At 67.1% G+C, this 21839-nt stretch carries 21 protein-coding genes; 8 read left to right on the top strand and 13 right to left on the bottom strand.

Going from position 1 to position 21839, the window contains the following annotated elements:
- Positions 1–707 precede the first annotated feature (707 nt).
- On the top strand, positions 708–857 hold the full coding sequence (locus ACQY46_RS14580; RefSeq protein ID WP_428696755.1) for a DUF1127 domain-containing protein: 150 nt from the start codon (positions 708–710) through the stop codon (positions 855–857).
- Between the two features lie 354 nt (positions 858–1211).
- Positions 1212–1361 (top strand): DUF1127 domain-containing protein, encoded by a 150-nt coding sequence (locus ACQY46_RS14575; protein ID WP_306027536.1) that lies wholly within the window; start codon positions 1212–1214, stop codon positions 1359–1361.
- A gap of 485 nt (positions 1362–1846) precedes the next feature.
- Here the strand turns inward: ACQY46_RS14575 and ACQY46_RS14570 are convergent, their stop codons facing one another.
- The gene (locus tag ACQY46_RS14570; RefSeq protein WP_428696754.1) at positions 1847–2194 is read right to left on the bottom strand and encodes a hypothetical protein; all 348 of its coding nucleotides are present in this window, start codon (positions 2192–2194) and stop codon (positions 1847–1849) included.
- Between the two features lie 110 nt (positions 2195–2304).
- Between ACQY46_RS14570 and ACQY46_RS14565 the strand changes: the two genes are divergently transcribed.
- Together ACQY46_RS14565 and ACQY46_RS14560 are read left to right on the top strand one after the other, a co-directional pair.
- Positions 2305–3234, top strand: coding sequence for an AEC family transporter (locus ACQY46_RS14565; RefSeq protein ID WP_428696753.1), 930 nt, complete (start codon positions 2305–2307; stop codon positions 3232–3234).
- A gap of 108 nt (positions 3235–3342) precedes the next feature.
- A complete protein-coding gene (locus ACQY46_RS14560; protein WP_428696752.1) occupies positions 3343–5400 on the top strand; it encodes a M3 family metallopeptidase in 2058 nt (685 codons plus the stop codon).
- A gap of 58 nt (positions 5401–5458) precedes the next feature.
- Here ACQY46_RS14560 and ACQY46_RS14555 read toward each other — a convergent pair whose 3' ends face one another.
- From ACQY46_RS14555 to ACQY46_RS14510, 10 genes are all read right to left on the bottom strand, one after another.
- The gene (locus ACQY46_RS14555) at positions 5459–6184 is read right to left on the bottom strand and encodes a carbonic anhydrase (RefSeq protein ID WP_428696751.1); all 726 of its coding nucleotides are present in this window, start codon (positions 6182–6184) and stop codon (positions 5459–5461) included.
- 323 nt (positions 6185–6507) lie between these two features.
- The gene (locus ACQY46_RS14550; RefSeq protein WP_428696750.1) at positions 6508–7092 is read right to left on the bottom strand and encodes a sarcosine oxidase subunit gamma; all 585 of its coding nucleotides are present in this window, start codon (positions 7090–7092) and stop codon (positions 6508–6510) included.
- Entirely contained in the window at positions 7085–10105 is a 3021-nt protein-coding gene (locus ACQY46_RS14545; RefSeq protein WP_428696749.1) for a sarcosine oxidase subunit alpha family protein, read from the bottom strand. Before ACQY46_RS14545 ends, ACQY46_RS14550 begins: the two co-directional genes overlap by 8 nt.
- The gene (locus tag ACQY46_RS14540) at positions 10102–10413 is read right to left on the bottom strand and encodes a sarcosine oxidase subunit delta (protein WP_428696748.1); all 312 of its coding nucleotides are present in this window, start codon (positions 10411–10413) and stop codon (positions 10102–10104) included. The genes ACQY46_RS14545 and ACQY46_RS14540 overlap by 4 nt, the downstream gene beginning before the upstream one ends.
- Positions 10414–10423: 10 nt before the next feature.
- Positions 10424–10780: a cupin domain-containing protein gene (locus ACQY46_RS14535; protein ID WP_428696747.1), complete on the bottom strand. Its 357-nt coding sequence runs from the start codon at positions 10778–10780 to the stop codon at positions 10424–10426.
- An 8-nt stretch (positions 10781–10788) separates the two neighbouring features.
- Entirely contained in the window at positions 10789–12042 is a 1254-nt protein-coding gene (locus ACQY46_RS14530; protein WP_428696746.1) for a sarcosine oxidase subunit beta family protein, read from the bottom strand.
- Positions 12043–12207: 165 nt separating this feature from the next.
- Positions 12208–12624: a DUF423 domain-containing protein gene (locus tag ACQY46_RS14525; RefSeq protein WP_428696745.1), complete on the bottom strand. Its 417-nt coding sequence runs from the start codon at positions 12622–12624 to the stop codon at positions 12208–12210.
- Between the two features lie 5 nt (positions 12625–12629).
- Positions 12630–13544 (bottom strand): nitrilase-related carbon-nitrogen hydrolase, encoded by a 915-nt coding sequence (locus ACQY46_RS14520; protein WP_428696744.1) that lies wholly within the window; start codon positions 13542–13544, stop codon positions 12630–12632.
- 120 nt (positions 13545–13664) lie between these two features.
- Positions 13665–13868, bottom strand: a complete 204-nt coding sequence (locus ACQY46_RS14515) for a hypothetical protein (RefSeq protein ID WP_428696743.1) — start codon at positions 13866–13868, stop codon at positions 13665–13667.
- Positions 13869–14000: 132 nt separating this feature from the next.
- A complete protein-coding gene (locus ACQY46_RS14510) occupies positions 14001–14807 on the bottom strand; it encodes a GntR family transcriptional regulator (RefSeq protein WP_428696742.1) in 807 nt (268 codons plus the stop codon).
- 230 nt (positions 14808–15037) lie between these two features.
- Here ACQY46_RS14510 and ACQY46_RS14505 point away from each other — a divergent pair, with 230 nt between their 5' ends.
- Genes ACQY46_RS14505 through ACQY46_RS14490 form a run of 4 tightly spaced genes read left to right on the top strand, consistent with a single transcriptional unit; the run spans position 15038 to position 18936 of the window.
- Positions 15038–16285, top strand: a complete 1248-nt coding sequence (locus ACQY46_RS14505) for an extracellular solute-binding protein (RefSeq protein ID WP_428696741.1) — start codon at positions 15038–15040, stop codon at positions 16283–16285.
- 26 nt (positions 16286–16311) lie between these two features.
- On the top strand, positions 16312–17214 hold the full coding sequence (locus ACQY46_RS14500; protein WP_428696740.1) for a carbohydrate ABC transporter permease: 903 nt from the start codon (positions 16312–16314) through the stop codon (positions 17212–17214).
- A complete protein-coding gene (locus tag ACQY46_RS14495; RefSeq protein WP_428696739.1) occupies positions 17204–18040 on the top strand; it encodes a carbohydrate ABC transporter permease in 837 nt (278 codons plus the stop codon). Before ACQY46_RS14500 ends, ACQY46_RS14495 begins: the two co-directional genes overlap by 11 nt.
- Positions 18037–18936, top strand: coding sequence for a carbohydrate kinase family protein (locus ACQY46_RS14490; protein WP_428696738.1), 900 nt, complete (start codon positions 18037–18039; stop codon positions 18934–18936). The genes ACQY46_RS14495 and ACQY46_RS14490 overlap by 4 nt, the downstream gene beginning before the upstream one ends.
- Positions 18937–18975: 39 nt before the next feature.
- Here the strand turns inward: ACQY46_RS14490 and recJ are convergent, their stop codons facing one another.
- On the bottom strand, positions 18976–20805 hold the full coding sequence (recJ, locus tag ACQY46_RS14485; protein ID WP_428696737.1) for a single-stranded-DNA-specific exonuclease RecJ: 1830 nt from the start codon (positions 20803–20805) through the stop codon (positions 18976–18978).
- Between the two features lie 25 nt (positions 20806–20830).
- Positions 20831–21826 (bottom strand): class II fructose-bisphosphatase, encoded by a 996-nt coding sequence (glpX, locus tag ACQY46_RS14480; protein ID WP_428696736.1) that lies wholly within the window; start codon positions 21824–21826, stop codon positions 20831–20833.
- Positions 21827–21839 lie beyond the last annotated feature (13 nt).

The following is a 21839-nucleotide window of genomic DNA, read 5'->3' as shown; positions in this document are numbered from 1 at the left end:
CGTGCCTGACGCGACCGCCGGGGGCCATTGCACATGCCGGGGTTGCCAATGGATCCCGGATCAAGTCCGGGATGACGCCTGAGAGGGGGGCCAAGACCGGAGCACTCCGTCTTGCGTGGTGCCGCCACACGCTCAGGCCGTCACCCCGGGCGAGCATTGCGAGACCCGGGGCCCATTCGTTCCCAGAGCGGGCGCCAGGAGATCGGGGAGGCTGCACAGCACTCCGCCCCAAGAACGGTGCAGGCGGTGCAGGGCTCCATGCCTGCCGCGACCACTCAGAGCCGTCACGCCTGCCGGGGTTGCCAATGGATCCCGGATCAAGACCGGGATGACGCCTGAGAGGGGGCAAGGCCGGCGTGACATCGGTGGCGCGAACGATTTACGGCCTGCCTCTGTAGGCCTGAAGGCGAAGGCAACGCCGGCGGTTGCGGCGCACACCCCCTCCCTTTCCACAGAATTCGACCGGAATGCGCCCACGCCATGCGTTGGCGACATTTCCCCGGCAACGACTGACGCCGGGTTTCCCGCGACTTTGCATACGTTGCAGGAGAAACTATTGCTGCGATGCACAATCTGCATGGCTGACTTGCAGAAATCGCGCTTTTTTTCGGGATCTGAAAAAACTATCTCTTGGTCATCGGATCGGAGCGCTGCCGACGGACAAGCCGGGCAGCCAACTCCCTTTGGACATGCACACAGAGGCTATCATGTTCGACACCCTTGCTCGCACCTACCGCAACTGGCGGACCTATCAGAGCACTGTTTCGGAGCTTTCGCGGCTTTCCGCCCGTGAGCTCGACGATCTCGGCATCGCACGCGGCGACATTCGTTTCATCGCCAAGCGCGCCAGCCGTTAACAGTTCACGTTCAAAGAGATAGACCTCCTCCCCTATCTCCTTGACGTGTCCCGGCGGGGCATCCTCCTCCCAGCCCCGTTCGGATATTGCGACGCCCGCCGGTTCTCCTCCCTCCGGCGGGCGTTCGCTTTTTCACAGTGCCCTTCCGCATGATTCACGCCGTCTCGCAGGCATCCAGGGGATGACGCGGGCGTGACACGACCCCGGCGCTTTTCGCAGGGCGGGCATGCGAAGACAGCGCGCCACAAACGGCGCGACGCACCCCATATCTGACTTGCCGGAGCGATGACGCGATGCAGCATCCGCTGCCTCGGACGGCCGCTTCACCTCAACACCGTTCTCATGGAGAGACCAATGCTCAACACCCTCGTTCGCAAGTACAATTCCTGGCAGAAGTACCGTCAGACCTATGACGAGCTGTCCCGCCTTTCCAACCGCGAGCTCAGCGATCTGGGCATCGGCCGGGGCGACATCGACTTCATCGCCCGCAGCCACACCCGCTGAAGCTGTGCGGCGGGTCGCCGCACCTGCCGACAACACGTCCGAACGCCGCCCGAGAGGGCGGCGTTTTGCGTTTCATATCGCTGATTCGATTGATCTTTCCCGGTTTCATGTTGCTCTGCACAAAAAGCGGGGCTGATATGCATCATCGGGTCTGGAAATGCGGAAGAGACTCGCCCATATCATTTGTAACGGAGCAAGCGATCCTCCTCCCGCGCTTCGCTCCCGTTCCGGCCGATGATCCTCCTCCCTTCATCGGCCACCGAAAAACGACGCCCACCGGTTCTCCTCCCTCCGGTGGGCGTTCGTTTTTTCAGGCACCGTCCCCTTCCGCTCCCCTCGCTCCCGGACGACCCGGTTCCACGCACAGGCAACCGCCAATGCGCGAACGGCTTCGCGGCCGCTCGGGTCATGTGATCGTTTCAGGGAAACGGCGCTGTGGCAGGTGCAGCCGGAGGCTCATGCAGGCAAAGGCACCCGGCCCGCCTTCAGCGCCTGTCCGAAGAACCCATCATGTCCAGATAGGCCTTCTGCATGTCGCCGATGCGGCCGGCGACGCGCGCGTTCGCCTTGAAGGAGGTTTCCGCCTGCATCATGTCGACCATGGCGCTCGCCATGTCGGGAGCAAAGCCGATCCGCCCCGAACCGGTCGGCTGGCCGCCGCCTTGCGACGCCCCGTCTCCGCTCGCGCCCCCGGCTGGCGATGCCGCGGCAACCAGGTTGTTGCCGGCCTGGGCACTGGCTTCGGCGCCGGCCGCGACGACGCGACGGGCGGATGCCTCGAAGCGCTGGCCGGCGGCCTGGAGGCCGGAAAGGGATATGGACAGGGCGGACATGATCTGCACAGTATCGCCACCCCCTCTTAACGAATCCTGAGTCCCTTCCTTCGCATTCGAGCCAGACGTTCCCGAGCCGTCCCTGTTATTTCAATCAAGGATTGCACTTCATGCTTCTGACACTCTCGATTACCGGCCCGTTCTTCGCCGTCATCGCGTTTGGTTTCTTCGCGGCGAAACGCGGCTGGATGCCGGACGGCGCGGTGCGCAGCCTCAATGTCTTCGTCTTCAACTTCGCCATGCCGGCGCTGGTCATCCGGGCCCTGGCCGGACAGGACATCATCGCCGCACTGACCGGACCGATGGTGCCGGTCTGGGTGCTGGCGGGGGCGGCGACCTTCGCCATCTCGATGCTGGCGATGCGGCTCCTGTGCCGCGGCAGTCTGGCCGAGATGGCGGTGAGCGGCCAGGCCGGCACGATCGGCAATATCGGCTTTCTCGGCCTGCCCCTGATGCTGGCGGCCTTCGGCGACCGGGCGGCCGCCCCCATGGCGGTGGTGCTGATCGCCGACCTGACGATCTTCATCCCGCTGTGTATCGGCCTGCTGGAATGGGCCTCGGGCAAGGGCGCAAGCTGGAAACTGATTGCGACGGTGGCGAAGGGCGTCGTCTTCAATCCCTTCGTTCTCGCCATTTTCGGCGGCACGCTGCTGTCGCTTGCCGGCGGCAAGCTGCCGCCGGCGGGCGACAATCTTCTGAATTTCCTGGGCGATGCGGCGGGGGCCACCGCCCTCTTCTCCCTCGGCGTGCAGCTCGCCGCCCGGCGGGTGGAGGGCGAGGCGCGCGCGATCTCACTGATGATCGTGCTGAAGCTGTTCCTGCATCCGCTGGCGGTGCTTACGGCGGCGATGCTGTTCGGCCTCGATCCGTCCCTGACAGCGGTGCTGGTGGTGGTCGCCTCGCTGCCGATCGCGGGCAATGTCTTCGTCGTCGCCGAGCGCTACGGCATCTTCATCCAGCAGCTGTCGGCGGCGATCCTGCTGTCAACGACGGCAGGCGTCATCACCGTGTCGCTCGCCCTGATGTGGGCGGGAATATGAGGGGCACGCAGCGCCCCGGGGGCTGACAGAGCACCCGCGCGGTCCCATATTCGGCATCGACATGGCCGGCGCCTCCCGCCGGCCGGCACCGCCTGAAGGACATTTCCCATGACCGACGCCGTCGTCGCCGACCGCAACCCGCTGCTTGCCGAATGGAGCGCGCCCTTCGGGCTGCCGCCGTTCGCCGAGATCGAGGCCTGGCACTACGAGCCCGCCTTCGACGAGGCGCTGAGGCTGGCGCGGCAGGCCATCGACGCGATCGCGGCCAACCCGGACCCGGCAAGCTTCGCCAACACGATCGAGGCGATGGAGCTGTCGGGCGCAGAGCTGACCCGCGTCGCCTCCGTTTTCTTCAACCTCTCCGGCTCGCACACCTCCCCGGAACTGCAGCGGATCGAAAGAGAGATGGCGCCGAGGCTTGCCCGCCATTCCAGCGAGACGCTGCTCAACCAGGCGCTCCATGCCCGCGTCGCCGCCCTGTGGGAGGCGCGCGGGGACCTCGACCTCGACACGGAACAGGCGCGGGTGCTGGAACGCTATCACCGCATGTTCACCCGCGCGGGCGCCGGGCTCGACGAGGCGGGGCGGGCCCGCATGGCGGAGATTTCCCAGCGGCTTGCCGTGCTGGGCACGACGTTTTCGCAGAATGTGCTGGCCGACGAGGCGGGATACCAGTTGCTGCTGGAGCGCGAGGAGGATCTTGCCGGCCTGCCGGCCTTCCTGCGTCAGGCGGCGGCGGAGGCTGCAAGCGAACGCGGCCATCCGGGCAAGCACGTGATCACCCTGTCCAGGTCGCTGATCGAACCCTTCCTGCAATTCTCGACAAGGCGCGATCTGCGCGAAATCGCCTTCAATGCCTGGAGCGCACGCGGCGAGGCGGAGGGCGAAACCGACAACCGGGCGGTGATCGCCGAGATCCTTGCCCTTCGCGACGAACGGGCAAAGCTGCTCGGTTTCGACAGTTTCGCCGCCTACAAGCTGGACGACACGATGGCCGGCACCCCGCAGGCGGTGCGCGACTTGCTGGAGACCGTGTGGAGCCCGGCGGTGGCGCAGGCGCGCAGGGAGGCGGAGGCGCTGCAGCGGCTTGCGGCCGAGCACGGCGAGAACATCGCCATCGCCCCGTGGGACTGGCGCTTTTTCGCGGAGAAGCTGAGGAGCCGCGACCACGCGCTCGACGAGGCGGAGCTGAAGCCGTATTTCCAGCTCGAGAACATCATCCAGGCGGCCTTCCATACGGCCGGGCGACTGTTCGGCCTGAGTTTCCGCGAGGTGGAGGGGGTGACGCTCTACCATCCCGATGTGCGCGCCTTCGAGGTTCTGGACGCGGACGGCGCCCATGTCGGCCTCTTCCTCGGCGACTATTTCAACCGCTCGACCAAGCGCAGCGGCGCCTGGATGAGCGCCTTCCGCCGGCAGGAAAAGCTGGCCGGCAGCATCCGCCCGATCATCGTCAACGTGATGAACTTCGCCAAGGCGCCGAAGGGCGAACCGGCGCTGCTGACCTTCGACGACGCACGCACGCTGTTTCACGAATTCGGCCACGCGCTGCACGGGCTCCTGTCGGACGTCACCTATCCGATGATCTCCGGCACGTCGGTGTCGCGCGACTTCGTCGAACTGCCCTCGCAGCTCTACGAGCACTGGCTGTCGGAACCGGAAATCCTGACGCGCTTCGCCCTGCATGTGGAGACCGGCGAGCCGATGCCGTCCGAGTTGATGGAACGGGTGCTGGCGGCGCGCAACTTCAACCAGGGTTTCGCCACGGTCGAATATCTTGCCTCGGCGCTCTTCGATCTCGACGTGCACACGCGGGGCGCGGACGGCGCGACCGACGTTGCTGCACTGGAGCGCGAGACACTGGCGCGCATCGGCATGCCGGCGGAAATCACCATGCGGCACAGGCCGACGCATTTCGCCCATGTGTTTTCCGGCGACGGCTATTCGGCCGGCTATTACAGCTACATGTGGTCGGAGGTGATGGATGCGGACGCCTTCACCGCCTTCGAGGAGACGGGCGACATCTTCAACGCGGAACTGGCAAAGCGCCTGCGCGAGGCGATCTATTCGGCCGGCGGGCGTCAGGACCCGAAGGACGCCTATGTCGCCTTCCGCGGCGCGCTGCCCGATGCCGGGCCGCTCTTGAAGAAGCGGGGATTTGCGTGAGCTGATCGCGCACGGCGAAGCGTGACGGCGGCGCGAAACCCGCGCCGCCGCATTCCCGTCAGACGAGGTCGACCTTGCCTGTGGCGATGTCATAGACCGCGCCGACGACACGGACCTTGCCGGCGGCAACGGCCTCGGCAACGATGGGCCCGGCGGCCTTCAGCTTCTCGACATTGTGCAGGACATTGGCCCGGGTCGCGGCGGCCAGCGGATCGGCCGGCTTTTCCGCCAGTGCCGCCTCGACGCCGGGCTTCAGCGCCTTGACCAGCTCGGGCAGATGGCCGGGCAGCTCCGTGCCGCTCTCGACGACATTGATGGTCGCCGAAACGGCCCCGCAATTGGTGTGACCCATCACCACGAGAAGCGGAATGCCGAGTACGGCGACGCCATATTCGATGCTTGCCAGCCCGCTGACATCGACGAAATTGCCGGCAACGCGCATGATGAAAAGCTCGCCCGGCCCCTGGTCGAAGAGCAGTTCCGGCGCGACGCGCGAGTCGGCGCAGGAGAGGATGCCGGCAAAAGGATATTGCGCACCGGCGCGCGCCGCGCGGCCGGCGGAGAAGTCGCCGTTGCAACCGGCGTCGGCGACGTAGCGGGCATTGCCCTCTGTCAGACGCTTCAACGCCTCATCGGGGCTGATGTCGTTGGGCGCCGCTTTCGTCTCCGTTGCCCGGGCGTTCCCGGGCATCGCGAAGGCACCGGCGAATGCGGTCGATGCGGCTGCGGCGCCGAGGCCGAGCAGGCCGCGCCGCGACACGTCAAAACGATGATCTTCACACATTTGATGAAATTCCCTTTTGGGGCCGGCGCGGCCAGCCGGGTCATCCGGTTGGTGGCGCCAGACCGTGCCAGTCAATCGACCCCGGAACCCGTCACCGCGGACAGGGCAATGGCCGAGATCCGCTGGGCTTTCGGACCGGTGACGGAGAAAACCGTGTTTCCCGCCTGGCCGCACTGCAATCCATAGCAGCTGCGTGACCGGCGCCAGTCCCGAAAAAGGCGTCGGCGCCAGTTACATGAATTGTTGGTTTCCCGGAAATTATCTTTTCAATGCAATATGCTACAGGTTTTCGACGCGGCAGCGACGACCTTCCGCCACGTCCCTCACCCCTCGATGAGCAGGCCCTCGACGTAAGGGGCGAAGCTGCGCCAGACCTCAATGGCGAAGGCCTCGTCGCCAAGACGCCAGAGGGTGATTTCCGCCTTGGTGAAGAGCGTGCGCGTCACCATGCCGACCGGGAAGGCCTCCGGCGAAAGATCGAGGAAGACATGGGCGTTGAGGAGGTCGGCGGCCCCTGCCCCCTCGACCAGAAGCGCGACACCGCGCTCCGAAACGTCGACCAGGGAATGGGGCGTGTCGCCAAGCGCTGCGGCGATCCCGCCGGCGAGTTTCCGGGCCAGCGCATCGACCGCTTGCTCCCCGTCAGCTTCCGGGCACGCCAGCAGCAGCCACTCGTCCGGCCCCTGCCACAGCGCGGCGCGGGCGCCGAGCGCATTGGCCGCAAGCGGCGCCACGGGGAGCGAGGCGCCGAAGGCCCCGCCGGCCTTGCCGGCGGCCGTTGCATCGCCGCGGAAGACAAAACGGGCAAGCGGCGCGGCGCGGGTCACCTTGATGCCGGGGCGCGCAAGGACCTCGGCATCGGCCTGATTGCCAGCCAGGGCGGGACGGTAGAGGGCGGTCTCAGACATTGAGCCGGTTTCCTTCCGGATCGACGAAGACGGGCGACACCACCTCGACGGCAATGGCACCGCCTGGCATCGGCACATGGAGGGTCTCGCCCATGCGGGCGCGGCCATTGGCGATCATCGCCAGCGCGATGGGCCGGCCGGCGGCGGGCGAGACATAGGAGGACGTCACATGGCCAAGGGCCGGCGTACGGCGGGCGGGCTCAGCCTCGACCGTGACCTGTGCGCCCTCCTCCAGCAGCGTGGTTGCGTCCTTCGTCAGCAGGCCGACCAGCTGCTTGCGCCCCTCGGCGACAAGATCGGGCCGGGCAAGCGAGCGCTTGCCGACGAAATCCGGCTTCTTCTTGCCGATCGCCCAGGACATGCCGACATCGTCGGGCGTCACCGTGCCGTCGGTCTCCTGGCCGACGATGATGTAGCCCTTCTCGGCGCGCAGCACATGCATCGTCTCGGTGCCGTAGGGACAGCCGCCAAGCCTCTCGACATTGGCGTGAACCGCCTCCCAGACCTGGCGCGCGCGGCTTGGCGGCACGTTGATCTCGTAGCCGGCCTCGCCGGTGAAGCTCATGCGGAACAGCCGGCAGGGAATGCCGCCCATGACATGGCCCTCGCGCACCGACATGTGCGGCATGGCGTCGGTCGACAGGTCGATGTCGTCGACGAGCGGGGCGATCGCCTCGCGCGCCTTCGGCCCCTGCACGGCGACCACCGCCCATTGCTCGGTGGTCGAGGTGAGCCAGACCTTGAGGTCCGGCCACTCGGTCTGGAGATAGTCCTCCATGAGGGCGAGGACGCGCGGCGCGCCGCCGGTCGTCGTCGTCACGTGGAAGCGGTCCTCGGCCAGGCGCCCGACGACGCCGTCGTCGATGATGAAGCCGGCCTCGTTGAGCATCAGCCCGTAGCGCAGACGGCCGACACCGAGCTTCTTCCAAGGATTGGTGTAGATGCACTCGAGGAACTCGGCCGCATCCGGTCCGACGACCTCGATCTTGCCAAGCGTCGTCGCATCGAAGATGCCGACGCTTTCGCGCACGATGCGGCATTCCCGCTCCACCGCCCGGTGCATGTCCTCGCCGGTTTTGGGGAAGTACCAGGCGCGCTTCCACAGCGCGACATCCTCGAAGGCGGCCCCCTTTTCCACTGCCCAGGGATGGATCGGCGTGCGGCGCACCGGATCGAAGAGATCGCCGCGCGAGGTCGCCGCCAGGGTGCCGAAAGTGACCGGCGTATAGGGCTGGCGGAAGGTGGTGAGGCCGACCTGCGGGATCTGGTTGTCGAGCTCGCTGGAGGCGATGGAGAGCGCGTTCATGTTCGAAAGGCGCCCCTGGTCGGTCGCCATGCCGGTCGTCGTGTAGCGCTTGATGTGCTCGATGGAATGCATGCCCTCGCGCACGGCAAGCTTGACGTCCTTGGCGGTCACGTCGTTCTGGAAATCGACAAAGGCGCGCACCCGGGCGGCATCGCGATCATGCGGGACCGTGCCGAGCCACCAGCCGGAGCCTGCCTCGCCGCCCGTTGCGGGAAAGTCGGGGACGGGCACGGGCGTGCCGGTCGCCGCTTCCATAGCCTGTGCGCCGGCCATCGCGCCATCGGCCAGCACCGCGGCGAGACCGTCGACGCCCCGGCAGCTGCCGGCTGAGCGCTGCGCCTGGACCGGATCGGCGGGCAGGAAGGCGCCCTTCTCCGGCTGCCAGTCGAGCTTGCCGCGCGCCTGCGAATGAAGGCTGACATTGGGCGTCCAGCCGCCCGACATCAGCAGGCAGTCGCAGGAAATCTCGCCGGCGGCGATGACACCCGATGCCGTGCGCCGGCCGATGAGAACACCCTTCACCCGCTTCTTTCCGAGAACGCCGGTAACGACGCAGTCGGTCTCGGCGCGGATGCCGGCTTCGCGGGCGCGGGCGACCAGCGCCGCATCCGGATCGGGTCGCATGTCGAGGATCGCCGCGACCTTGCCGCCGGCCGCCGCGATGTCGAGCGCCGCGACCCAGGCGCTGTCGCAGGCGGTGGCGACAACGATCGCCTCGCCCGGCAGCACCCCGAAACGGCCGGCATAGATGCGCGCGGCCTCGGCCATCATCACCCCGGGCCGGTCGTTTTCCGGGAAGACCAGCGGGCGCTCGATGGCGCCTGACGCGATCACCACCTGGCGCGCCCGGACCTGCCACAGCCGCTCGCGCGGCAGCGCGGGATCGGGGGTCGCGAGATGGTCGGTGACGCGCTCGGCGAGCGCGACGAAATTCTGGTTGAAATAGCCAAACACCGTTGTGCGCGGCAGGATCGTGACACGCGCGTTGCCGGCAAGCTCGGCAATGGCCGAGGCGACCCATTCCGCCGCCGGCTTGCCGTCGACCGTGGCGCCGGCCTCATGCAGCAGCGAGCCGCCGAATTCTCCCTGCTCGTCGGCGATGATCACACGCCCCCCGGCGCGAGACGCCGCAAGTGCGGCTGCCAGACCGGCCGGACCACCGCCGGCGACGAGCACGTCGCAATGGGCATAGCGGTTGGCGTAGCGGTCGGGATCGGGTGCGGTCGGTGCCTTGCCCAGACCCGCGGCGGAGCGGATGAACGGCTCGTAGACGCTGTTCCAGAAGCTCTTCGGCCACATGAAGGTCTTGTAGTAGAAGCCGGCGACGAAGATCGGGGCCAGCCTGTCGTTGACCGCACCGATGTCGAAGGCAAGCGAGGGCCAGCGGTTCTGGCTGACGGCGACCATCCCCTCGTGGATCTCGACCTGGGTGGCGCGCAGGTTCGGCACGCTCTGGCCGGCGGCGGCGGCATCCGCGGACTTCGCCACGCCGACAAGCGCGTTCGGCTCCTCCGAGCCGGCAGTGAGGATGCCGCGCGGACGGTGATACTTGAACGAGCGGCCGACCAGATGGATGCCGTTGGCAAGCAGCGCCGAGGCGAGCGTGTCGCCGGCATAGCCATGCACGGTCTCGCCGTCGAAGGTGAAGGTCACGGGCACCGAGCGATCGATGCGGCCTGTGGCGCGGGTGCGATGCGGCTGGCTCACTTCGCGCCCTCCCCGCCGGCGGGTGCGCCGTCAAGGTCCGGGCGCGGTTCGCCGGTCCTGTAAACCGCGAGGAAGCGGTCGCTGACGGTGTCGCGCAGCGCGTTGAAGAAGCGCCCGCAACCGTGCACATGCCGCCAGCGCTCGGCCGTCACGCCTTTCGGATTGCTGCGCATGTAGAGAAAGTCGGCCCATTGATGGTCATCGAGGGCGGACGGATCGGCGGGGCGCGCGACATGCGCCTCGCCGCCGTGGCGGAACTCGATCTCGGGGCGGTCGACGCCGCAGCAGGGGCAGTGGATCAGAAGCATCGGCCCTGTCCTAGATCTCGGTCTTCTGCGCGGCCGTCTCCGGGTCGCCGGTATTGGGCGTGCCGGAGGGCTCGATCAGCAGAACGTGGGTTTCGGTCTCGGCGACGGGGCAATGCTCGACGCCCTTGGGGACAACGTAGATCTCGCCCGGGCCGAGGGTCACGTCGCCGTCGCGCATGCGAATGGTCAGCCGGCCGGAGAGAACCTGGAAGAAATCGTCCGTATCGGGATGCGAATGCCAGGTGAACTCGCCCTTGACCTTGACCACCATCAGGTCGTGTCCGTTGAAGGACCCGACGATCCTGGGCGACCAGTGCTCGGAGAAGAGCGAGAGCTTTTCGGCAAGATTGACGGGCTGACGGGTCATGTGCGGCCTCAATGTGCGACGGCGGCGGCCGCCGCCTCGTCGATGAGCCGGCCGGTGCGGAACCGGTCCAGCGTGAAGGGCGCGTTGATCGGGTGCGGCTCGCCATGGGCGAGCGTATGGGCGAAGACATGGCCCGAGCCCGGCGTTGCCTTGAAGCCGCCCGTGCCCCAGCCGCAATTGACGAAGAGCCCCGGCACCGGGGTCTTGCCGATGATCGGCGAGCGGTCGGGCGTCACGTCGACGATGCCGCCCCAGTTGCGCAGCATGCGCATGCGGCGGAACATCGGGAACAGCTCGCAGATGGCATCGACCGTGTGAGTGGTGATCTGCAAGCCGCCGGTCTGGCTGTAGGAAACGTACTGGTCGGTGCCCGCGCCGATCACCAGTTCGCCCTTGTCGGATTGCGACAGATAGGCATGCACCGTGTTGGACATGACCACGCAAGGGAAGCACGGCTTCACCGGCTCGGAGACCAGCGCCTGCAGCGGGTTCGATTCCAGCGGCATGCGCACGCCCGCCATCTCCATGACGACCGAGGAGTGGCCGGCGGCAACCACGCCGACCTTCTTTGCCTTGATGAAACCGCGCGAGGTCTCGACGCCGGCGACGGAACCGTCGGCATGGCGGCGAATGCCGGTGACGGCGCAGTTCTGGATGATGTCGACGCCGCGCCTGTCGGCACCGCGCGCATAGCCCCATGCGACCGCGTCGTGGCGGGCGACGCCGCCCTTGCGCTGCAGCGCAGCGCCCATCACCGGATAGCGGATGTTCCTGCCGATGTTGAGCGGCGGGCAGAAGTCCTTCGCCTCCTCCGCGCTCAGCCACTCGTTCTGGACGCCGGCAAGCCGGTTGGCGTGGACATGGCGCTTGAACACCTGCACGTCATGCACCGTGTGGGCGAGCATCATCACCCCGCGGGCCGAATACATGACGTTGTAGTTCAGCTCCTGGGAGAGATCCTGCCACAGGTCCATGGCGTGGTCGTAGAGCCCCTCGCTCTCCTCCCACAGGTAGTTGGACCGCACGATGGTGGTGTTGCGGCCGGTGTTGCCGCCGCCGAGCCAGCCCTTCTCCAGCACCGCTACATTGGTGATGCCGTGCTGGCTGGCAAGGTAGTAGGCCGTCGCCAGCCCGTGGCCGCCAGCGCCGACGATGACGACGTCATACTCGGGCTTCGGATCGGGCTTGCGCCACTGGTGGCCCCAGTCCTGATGGGCGTTGAGTGCCTTCAACGCCAGATCCCAGAAGGAATAACGGGTCATGCGAGCCTCGATCAAGACGGCGCCGGCAACAGGACAGGCGATCAGCGTGTCCTGTTGTTGTGCAGCCGATAAAGCGGCACGGCTTGTACAAAACCGACATCGGGGCTAGCCATTGCGTCGCCTCCCGGGAGAGCGCCGCGATGCAGTGGCACAGGCGGGTGTCTTTCAGGTGCGACGAGCGGCGAGCCGCATCGCGCCGGCCAGGAGAACGGCGAGCCAGCCGCTCATCAAAAGCGTGCCGCCAAGCGGCGCTGCGAAGGCAAAGAGCCTGTGGCCGAGCAAGGCGCGCGCGCAGAGATCTCCGCAAAAGAGCAGAAGCCCGAGGCCGAGCGCGATGCCGGCGACCGCCAGCACCCGGCGCACCATGCCGCCACCCCTGCCCCGCGCCGGCACGAGAACCGCCAGCGCCAGGAAGGCCGGCGCGTGAAACAGCAGCATGCGCGCGGCCGGATCGAGAAGATCGGCCGCAGCACTGTGGGCGGCAGCTGCGGACAGCGCGACGCCGGCAAGTCCGGAAAGGCCGGCGGCCACGAGGCAGCCGCCATTGAGGGGCAGTGCCGGGTTCGCGGAGAGTTCGTTCATGTGCCTCAGGTCCTCGCCAGGATGATCTTGTCGGCCGACCAGTTGCCCGGCCAGACCTCGGCCCCGCCGGCGCGCAACTCGCGGATGGCGGCGACCGGCACATCGGCGATGAGGAAAGGCTCCTCGCCCTTCGTCCCGTCCACGGGCGCGATTTCACCGGCAACACCGCGATAGCCGAGCGAGGGCTCGCACGGGATATAGAGGGCGGCTCCGGAGACATTCGTGTCGTTCTGCGTGGTTCCGGGCGCGGCGCCGACCACACCGCAGACCGCGACCGAGCACATCAGTTCGACCGCGCGCGCCTTCGCACAGCCGAAGACGCGGTGATAGCCGGCAAGGCTCGAGGTCATCGACGGCACGATGAGGAGGTCCGGCGCATCGCGGGCGATGAGGCAGGAGAGCGCCGGCATCTCGATATCGAGGCAGATCAGCATCATCATCGACAGGCCGGCGAACTCGAAGCGCACGACCCTGTCGCCCGGCGTCAGCAGCCAGCTGTCGCGGTCGAGCTCGAACGGGGTGAGCGCCAGCTTGTCATGGACAATGTCGCGCCCGTCGGACAGCAGCGCGACAGCCCGGTTGAGATGGCCGCCCGCCCCGTCGGGCCAGGGCACGGAGCCGGCAATGAGCGATACGCCATGCCGCGCCACCAACGCGCGAAGGTCGGGCAGAAGCGCCTCGGCCTCGCCCGCCATGTAGGCGAGTTCCTCAGTCGGGGCGAGGCCGTCCGGTTTCCAGGCGAGGAAGGCTTCGCTCAGATATTCGGGCAGGACGAGGAGCGCGGCGCCTTCGTCTCTTGCCCGCGTAAGACGGGTGTCGATCGCTGCAAGAAAGCTGTCCCGCGAAGGGCCGCCCCTGGCAAGGTTGAAGGCGCAAAGCGCGATGCGGAGGGTGTCGGGCAATGAGGCTGGCTGGGTCATGCCGGCGATGCTGACCGCAAGCCGTGCCCGGATCAAGACGACAAAACGCGCGGGCGGTCCGCGCGTCGGTCAATCCTGTTGACGATCAGGCCTGTCGATGACCGGGCCCAGAGGGCGTCGTCAGTCCTGCAGGCCGAGCATCTTGGCGGCCATCAGCAGGGATGCCAGCACAAGACCGGCGCGGACCGGCGTGACGGCCGGTTCACTGTCCTCGACGCGGGCGGTGACGCCCTTTGCCTGAAGCCGGCGCAAGGCACGCTCCGCATTGTCGGCGGCACTGTCGACATCGGCCATCAAATGACGCAACTGGGCCCGAGGAGACATGATTCCATCCCGCTTCTTCCATCCGCCGTCAGGGTAGCGCTGCCGGGGTTTCCCCTTCCTTAACGGAGCGGCAATTCCTGCCGATGGGCAAAAGCGGCCATACGCGCCCGTCAACGCCTCGGCACGAACACCTCAGGACCGGCGCGGGGCCGGGTCGAGGACACTGCTTGTGGCAATGTCGGCGGGCCCGCTGGCAAAGACCAGTTCGACGGCGAACATCGGCCAGCACCCGGCATTGACCTCGATCACGCGGTTCTCCAGGTCGGTGTTGAAGGAACGTGAGCGCAGCAATGGCGCGCCGACGGAGACCTGAAGCTCGCCCGCCTCGGCCTCGGTGGCGAAGTCGGCAAAGATACGCGTCTCGGCGCGCACGTAGCGCGGAATGCCGGCCGCCGCATAGGCATCGAGGATCGAGCCGCCGCGCGCCACCACCGCCTCCATGCCGGTGAAGACGTCGATGCGGAATTCCTTGGCGGCGAGATAGACCGGCGTCGCGCCGACGACGATGGCACTGCGCATCGCGAACACCTCCTCCCCCTCGGCAAGGGAAAAGGCACGGATCGCGGCGGCAGAGGCAGGCTTGCGCACCAGCGAGAGGATCTTCAGTTCGGCCGCATCGTCGCAGACCGCTTCGTTGAACGCCTCGTGGCGATGCACGAGATAGCGCACCGTGGGGGCGCGCACGAAGATCCCGACGCCCTTTCGCGCCTGAAGCCGCCCTTCGCGCTGGTGACGGTCGAGAGCGCGGCGCAGGGTGATCCGGCTGACGCCGAACAGGGTGGCGAGATCGTCTTCGCCGGGCAGTTTCTCCCCTTCGGCGAGCGTTCCGCTTTCCAGCGCAACCTCGATACGGTCATAGATCTGCAGCCAGATCGGACGGTCGCTCCGATTCAGATAGGCCGTCGATGCAAGCCGCCTCAATTCCTCGATCGCATCCAACCCGCTGATCCCTTTCACATCTGCCCGACAGCCGCCTCAGAATTTTTCTGGCCGACGCCTCGTGACTCGGCACCGTTCCGAAAAAGCTTTATGTCACATATAGTTATTACTCATGAACTGTCACAGATCTTTCGTCGAGCCCCGGTAAAACCGGCAAGTCGCTGCTGTGTATACAGGAAAGAGCGGCACGTCACTCCTGCTCCCCACAGGCTCTCCGAGAGGTTTCCGACATGGCACAATTCACGTCCACGCGCCGCACCTTCCTGGCCGGAACGGCAGGTCTCGCCGCCGCCTCCCTGCTTCCCCACAGCGTTCTTGCCAGCTCCGACACGACCGTCACGGTTTCCAGCCCCTGGGGCTCCAACCAGCCGTTCCAGAAGGTCGTCGACGCCTATAACGCCAGGAAGACAGGCGTCAGCGTCGTCAACCGGATGGATGGCGACTACCAGGAGATGGCCACCAAGGCGCTCGCCTCCATCGCTTCGGGCCGCCCGCCGGAAATGATGGTCACCGGCTGGAAGTTCGGTTACTTCGCCCGCCGGACCCTTGGCGCACGCGACCTTGCCGAGATCGACGCCGCCAGGGCGGAAGAGATCATCGACCAGTTCAAGCCGAATGTGCGCCCGCTCGTCACCATCGACGACGCGCTGATCGGCCTGCCCTGGGCAATGTCGACGCCCGTCACCTGGATCAACATGAACCTGTGGCGCGAGGCCGGCCTCGACGACAACATCCCGCTCGACGTGAGCCATGCCTGGCTGATGGAACAGGCGGCGAAGATCGACAAGGCGCTCGGCGGCAAGAACCATCCGACCTATCGCTCGGCTCTCGACCTGTCCAACAACGAATGGACCTCGCAGGCCTATGTCCAGAATGCCGGCGGCTTCATCCTCGATGGCGACAGGCTCGTGTGCGACAGCGCCGAGGCGATCGAGGGCATGACCCGTTTCGCCGAGCCGGTGCGCGCCGAACTGTGGAGCAACATGGACTACCGCGCCCAGCAGAAGGCCATGTTCGCCGGCAACATCGCCATCGTCACCACCTCCTCCTCGCGCGCCGCGGCCGCCGCCAAGGCCGACATCGAGTTCAAGGACGTGATGTTCCCGAGCATCGAGGGCAACCGCAACATGAACTCCGGCGGCAACTTCCTGGCCGTCTATGCCCGCGACGAGGAACTGGCGAAGGCATCGATGGACTTCCTCGCCTTCTGCGCATCGAGGGAAGGCCAGGAGATCTGGTCGGAGGTCGGCTACCTCAACACCTCCGTGCACGACATCGCGCGCGGGCCGCTGCAGGAGGCATCCCATGCCCAGCTCGAGGCCGGCCTGACGCCGGAGACGATCTGGCCGGGCGCGCGTGGCCTGGAAGGCCAGGACGTGTGGCGCCAATGGGTCGCCCGCATTCTTGACGGCGAGGTCCGGCCGGCCGAGGGTCTTGCCCGCGCCAAGGACGATCTCGCCCGTCTCGTCGCCAACTGAGACGGCGCGGGACGAGACAACACATCATGACCCGCGCCCTTGTGCGGACCACGATGACGACGCTGGCCCCGTATCTGCTGACGGGGCCGGCGATCGTGTTCGTCGCCGTGTTCCTCTATGCCCCGGTGCTGTTTTCCGTCGGACTGTCCTTTTCCGACTGGAACTTCATCCATCCGCAAGCCCGTTTCGTCGGACTGGACAACTACGTCCAGGTTCTGGGCGACCCGTATTTCCGCGAGGCGGCCTGGAACACGGCTCTCTACTGCATCGTGCTGATCCCGGCACAGATCGTTATCCCGCTGGCGCTCGCCGCCTTCCTACTGCGCGTCGGCGAAAGCCGGGCGGGCCGGATCTACAAGCCCTTGCTGTTCCTGCCGACGATCCTTGCCTATTCGACCGCCGGCATCGCCTGGCTGTGGCTCTTCGATCCGCTGAACGGCTTCCTCAACACGGTGCTGACCACGTTCGGACAATCGCCGAGCCGCTGGTACACGGACCCGGACCTGGCGCTGTGGACCGTCGCGATCGTCACCTTCTGGAAGACGTTCGGGCTGAACATGCTGCTGTTCCTGGCCGCCCTTGTCAGCATCCCGAAGGACATCCTGGAGGCGGCGACCATCGACAAGGCGGGGCCCTTCACGCGGTTCAGGACCATCGAGCTGCCGCTGATCTCGCCGACCTTCTTCTTCGTCGCCGTCACCACCAGCTTCAGCATTCTCGACGATATTGTCGGCGTGATCGACGTGCTGACCGGAGGCGGACCCTACGGCTCCTCGACCAACATCCTCTACTACATGTTCGAGCGGGGGCTGAAATACTTCCAGTTCGGCCAGGCAAGCGCCGCCTCGGTGATCATCATCATGCTCGTGCTCGTGGTCACCTGGGCGCAGTTCCGCCTGCTGGAGCGAAAGGTCCACTATGAAAGCTGATGCCTTCGCGCGCCGCCACCTGGTGAGCCATGTCCTGCTTGCAGTGGCGACCCTGCTTGCGATCTTTCCGCTGTTCTGGATGACGACGACGGCCTTCACGCCCAACGAACTGGTGCTCACCAAGGCGTTCCGATTCTGGCCCGACGAACCGTCGCTCGCCAATTTCCGCATGGCGTTCGCCGAGCAACCGGTCGGCGCCTGGCTGGTCAACTCGGTCGTGATCGCCAGCCTCGTCACGCTCGGCAAGCTCGCCATCGCCTTCCCGGCGGGCTTTGCCTTCGCGCATCTGCGTTTCGCGGGGCGCGAGTGGCTGTTCCGCGCCATCATCGCGACCATGGCCTTTCCGGTCGCGATCGGCATCGTGCCGCTCTATGTCGGCGTGTCGCTGACCGGCTGGTACGACACCCGGGCCGGGGTGATCGTTCCCTCCATCGCCTATGTGGGCTTCTACGTCTTCTTCGCCCGCCAGGCGTTCAAGACGCTTCCGCCCGAGATGTTCGAGGCGGCAAGGCTCGACAATGCCGGCCCGTTCCGGCAGTTTTTCCAGATCGCGCTGCCCAACGTCGTTCCCGCCATCGCCTCGCTGGCGGTGGTGAGCTTCATGGGCGCTTGGAACATCTATCTGTGGGCCTTGCTTGTGCTGGACTCGCCGGAAAAACGGACGCTCGCGATCGGCCTGAAGGCCTTCACCTCGCTCGACGACGTGGAGCCCTTATGGGGCCCGATGATGGCGGTCGCCCTGCTCTCGGCCCTGCCCGTGCTCGTCCTCTTCGCCTTCGCGCAGCGCTTCATCATGGCCGCCTTCAGCGGCAAGGTCGGCGCATGAGCCGCATCGCGATCCTCGGCAATCTCGGCGTCGACATCCTCTACCGCGTACCGCAGCTGCCGCGTCAGCACGAGAAGGTGCAGACCCCCGACATGACGATCGCGGGCGGCGGCGCGCCGGCCAATGTCGCCCACTGGCTCGCCCGTCTCGGCCATGACGTGAGCTTCCATGCGGTCACGGGAACGGACCCGGTGTCGCGGATGGCGACCGGGTTTCTCGCCGAGGCGGGTGTCAATGTCGCCGGCATTGCCCACCTCGCGGATGTCGGGCCGTCGGTCGCCTCGATCTTCTCGGGCGGAACGACGAAGGCGATGGTCTGCGGCGGCCCGCGCGGGGTCGATGCACACTGGCGGGCGCTCGCAGCCGGAACCAGCCTTTCAGGTGTCGACCACGTCCATTTCGCGCCCTCCCTTCATGCCCTGCTGTTCGAAGGGGGCCGGCGCGCGGATCTCGCGCAGGCAAGCGTCTCCACCGATCTCAACGGCAGGGTCAGCCTGGTGTTACTTCAGGATCCGGATATCGCCTTCACCAACGAGGACGAACTGGACGCCGCCCTGAAAACCGCCGGCGTAGCGGATCTGGCGGTGCTGCTTGCCGGGGCCCATGCGGACGGGACAAGGCGGCTGATCGTGACGCGGGGCGACAAGGGCGTCACCTGCCATCGCGGCGCGGAGACCGTGACCGTCCCGCCAGAACCGGTGGTGCCGGTGGACCGTACGGGCGGCGGCGATGCCTTTGCCGCCGGATACCTTCACGCAAGGCTTGGCGGATGCGATGACGCAGTTGCGCTGCGGGCCGGGCTGAGGCTGGCGCGGGCCGCGCTGTCGGGGATCGGCAGCCGGCCGGAGACGGAGGATGTCGCTGCCGCGCTCGATGAGCTTGCAAAGCCGGCGTGATCAGTCTGCCGGCGAACTGGTCGGCGGGGCGTCAGGGCGTCAATGACGGACCTTGCGCGGATCGGCGACGTCGATGACCCGAAGCTGGACGCGCTCGCGCCCCTGCCAGTTGTCGATCGAGAGAGACCCCGCGACATGCAGCGGCGCACCGCGCGCCTCGAGGATCGCCTGGCCGAGCGGCGTGTCTGCCGCCTTGAAGGCGATGGCCTTGAGCGAACCGCCGCCGCCATCGCCAAGCGTCAGCCGGACATGGCCCTTGCCGACCACGTCGGCATAGGAAATGCGGTGGCTGGGGAAGGCGAAGACCGGCTCGGGATGGCCGGCGCCGAAAGGGCCGGCCTGCTCCAGCGCATGGATGAGCTCGACGCTTGCCGCACTTGCCGTCAGCGCGCCGTCGATCTTGAGTTCCGTCGCGGCGCGGGCGGCCTCGACATCGGCCTTGAGCCGCTCGTCGAGGAAGGCCGCCAGATCGGCAAGCCGCTCGCGGCGGATGGTGAGACCGGCTGCCATGGCGTGGCCGCCGCCCTTTTCCAGGAGCTTTTCCTCGACCGCCTTGCGCACGGCGGCGCCGAGATCGACGCCGGGGACCGAGCGACCCGATCCGGTGCCCTTGCCGTCGACGTCCCAGGCGATGGCGAAGGCGGGCCGGCGGTAGCGGTCCTTCAGGCGCGAGGCAACGAGCCCGACAACGCCGGGATGCCAGCCATCCGAGCCGGTGAGCAGCACGGCGGGATCGGTGGCCTCGACGGCGACCAGCGCCTGCGCGTCGCCCTCAAGCAGCATCTCCGCCTCGATCGCCTGGCGTTCGCCGTTGAGGGCGTCGAGCCGCTCGGCAATGCCGCGCGCCTCGTCCATGTCGTCGGTGGTCAGCAATCGCGCGCCGAGCGCCGCGTCGCCGATGCGCCCGCCGGCATTTATGCGCGGGCCGATCATGAAGCCGAGATGATAGGGCGTCGGCGGGCCGTGGATGCGGGCAACGTCACCAAGGGCCGCCAGGCCGGCATTGGCGCGGCCATGCAGCGCCAGCAGGCCCTTGCGCACGAAGGCGCGGTTGAGACCCTTGAGAGGCACCACGTCGCAGACCGTGCCGACAGCGGCAAGATCCAGCAGCAACAGCAGGTCAGGCGCGTGGCGCGCGTTGAAAAAGTCGCGCCGGCGCAGTTCGCGATTGAGCGCGACGACAAAGACGAAAGTAACGCCGACGGCGGCAAGATGGCCGAGGCCGGACAGGTCGTCCTGGCGGTTGGGATTGACGAGTGCCGCGGTGTGGGGAAGCTCCTCACCGACCTGGTGGTGGTCGAGAACGACGACATCCAGCCCGACGGCGCGGGCGTCCTCGAAAGCCTCGAAGGAGGTGCTGCCGCAATCGACGCAGACGAGGAGACCCGCGCCCTCCTCCCGCAGCATGCGGATCGCCGGACCGTTCGGCCCGTAACCCTCGACGATGCGGTCGGGAATATGGATGCGGTTCGGCGTGCCAAGCGCGGCGAGATAACGCGACAGCAGCGCCGAGGACGTGGCGCCGTCGACGTCATAGTCGCCGAAGATCGCAACCGGCACGCCCGCCATGACCGCATCGGCGACGCGGGCGGCGGCCGCGTCCATGTCCCGAAGGGTCGAGGGGTCCGGCATCAGCTCCTTGATCGTGGGATCAAGGAAGCCGGCGGCGGCTTCCAGCGACACGTCGCGGGCGGCAAGCACCCTTGCAACGATCTCCGGCAGGCCGAGGCGCTGCGCGATGGCGAGCGCGGTTGCCCCTTGCTGCGAGGTCAGCCGTTCCCGCCAGGCCTTCTCGCCGACCGAGCGCGCCACGCCGAGAACGCGGCGACGCGCGTCGTCGGAGGGGGCACTCGGATCGGGTCGGGTCATGCGGTCGCCTTCAGCGCCTCGCGTTTCAGTCGAGGTGGAACTTCTCGAGCTGGGTGTGGCGTGCCTTGATGTAGCGGACCGTTCCGGTCGCCGCGCGCATCACCACGGTGTGGGTGGTGATGTCGGTGCGGCCGAAGCGGACGCCCTGCAGGAAGTTGCCGTCGGTGACGCCGGTGGCGGCAAAGAGCACGTCGCCCTTGGCCATTTCTTCCATCGTGTACTTGCGCTTGATGTCGTCGATGCCCATCCGGTGGGCGCGCTCGACCTGCTCGTCGCGGGTGATCACCAGACGCCCCTGCATCTGGCCGCCGATGCAGCGCAGGGCCGCCGCCGCGAGCACGCCTTCCGGTGCGCCGCCGATGCCCATGTAGATGTCGATGCCGGTCTCGTCGGCATCGGTGGTGTGGATGATGCCGGCGACATCGCCATCGCCGATCAGGCGAACCGAGACGCCCGTGGCGCGCAGTTCCTCGATCAGGCGGGCATGGCGCGGACGATCAAGAACGCAAGCCGTGATCTCGCCGACCGGAACGCCCTTGGCCTTGGCAAGCGCCTCGATGTTCTCGGCCGCCGGAGCGTCCAGGTCGACAATGCCGGCCGGATAACCCGGGCCGATGGCAATCTTGTCCATGTAGCTGTCGGGCGCGTTGAGCAGCCCGCCCTTCGGTGCCATCGCGATGACGGCGAGCGAATTCGGCAGGTTCTTGGCGCAGATCGTCGTGCCTTCGAGCGGGTCGAGGGCAATGTCCACCGCCGGGCCGTCGCCGGTGCCGACGGTCTCGCCGATATAGAGCATCGGCGCCTCGTCGCGCTCGCCCTCGCCGATGGTCACCGTGCCGTCGATCGGCAGGCAGTTGAGCTCGCGGCGCATCGCATCGACGGCGGCCTGGTCGGCGGCCATCTCGTCGCCCCGGCCACGCAGGCGGGCGGCGGCGACGGCGGCGCGTTCGGTGACGCGGGCCAGTTCCAGGGTCAGAATGCGGTCGAGAGCTTCACTGGGGACGGTTTCGGTCTTGGACATCGGTTCCTCGAAT

Source organism: Stappia sp., from assembly GCF_965276915.1.
Taxonomy (GTDB): domain Bacteria; phylum Pseudomonadota; class Alphaproteobacteria; order Rhizobiales; family Stappiaceae; genus Stappia.
Note: the sequence above shows the minus strand (reverse complement) of the source record. Positions and strands in the feature narration are given on the sequence as shown.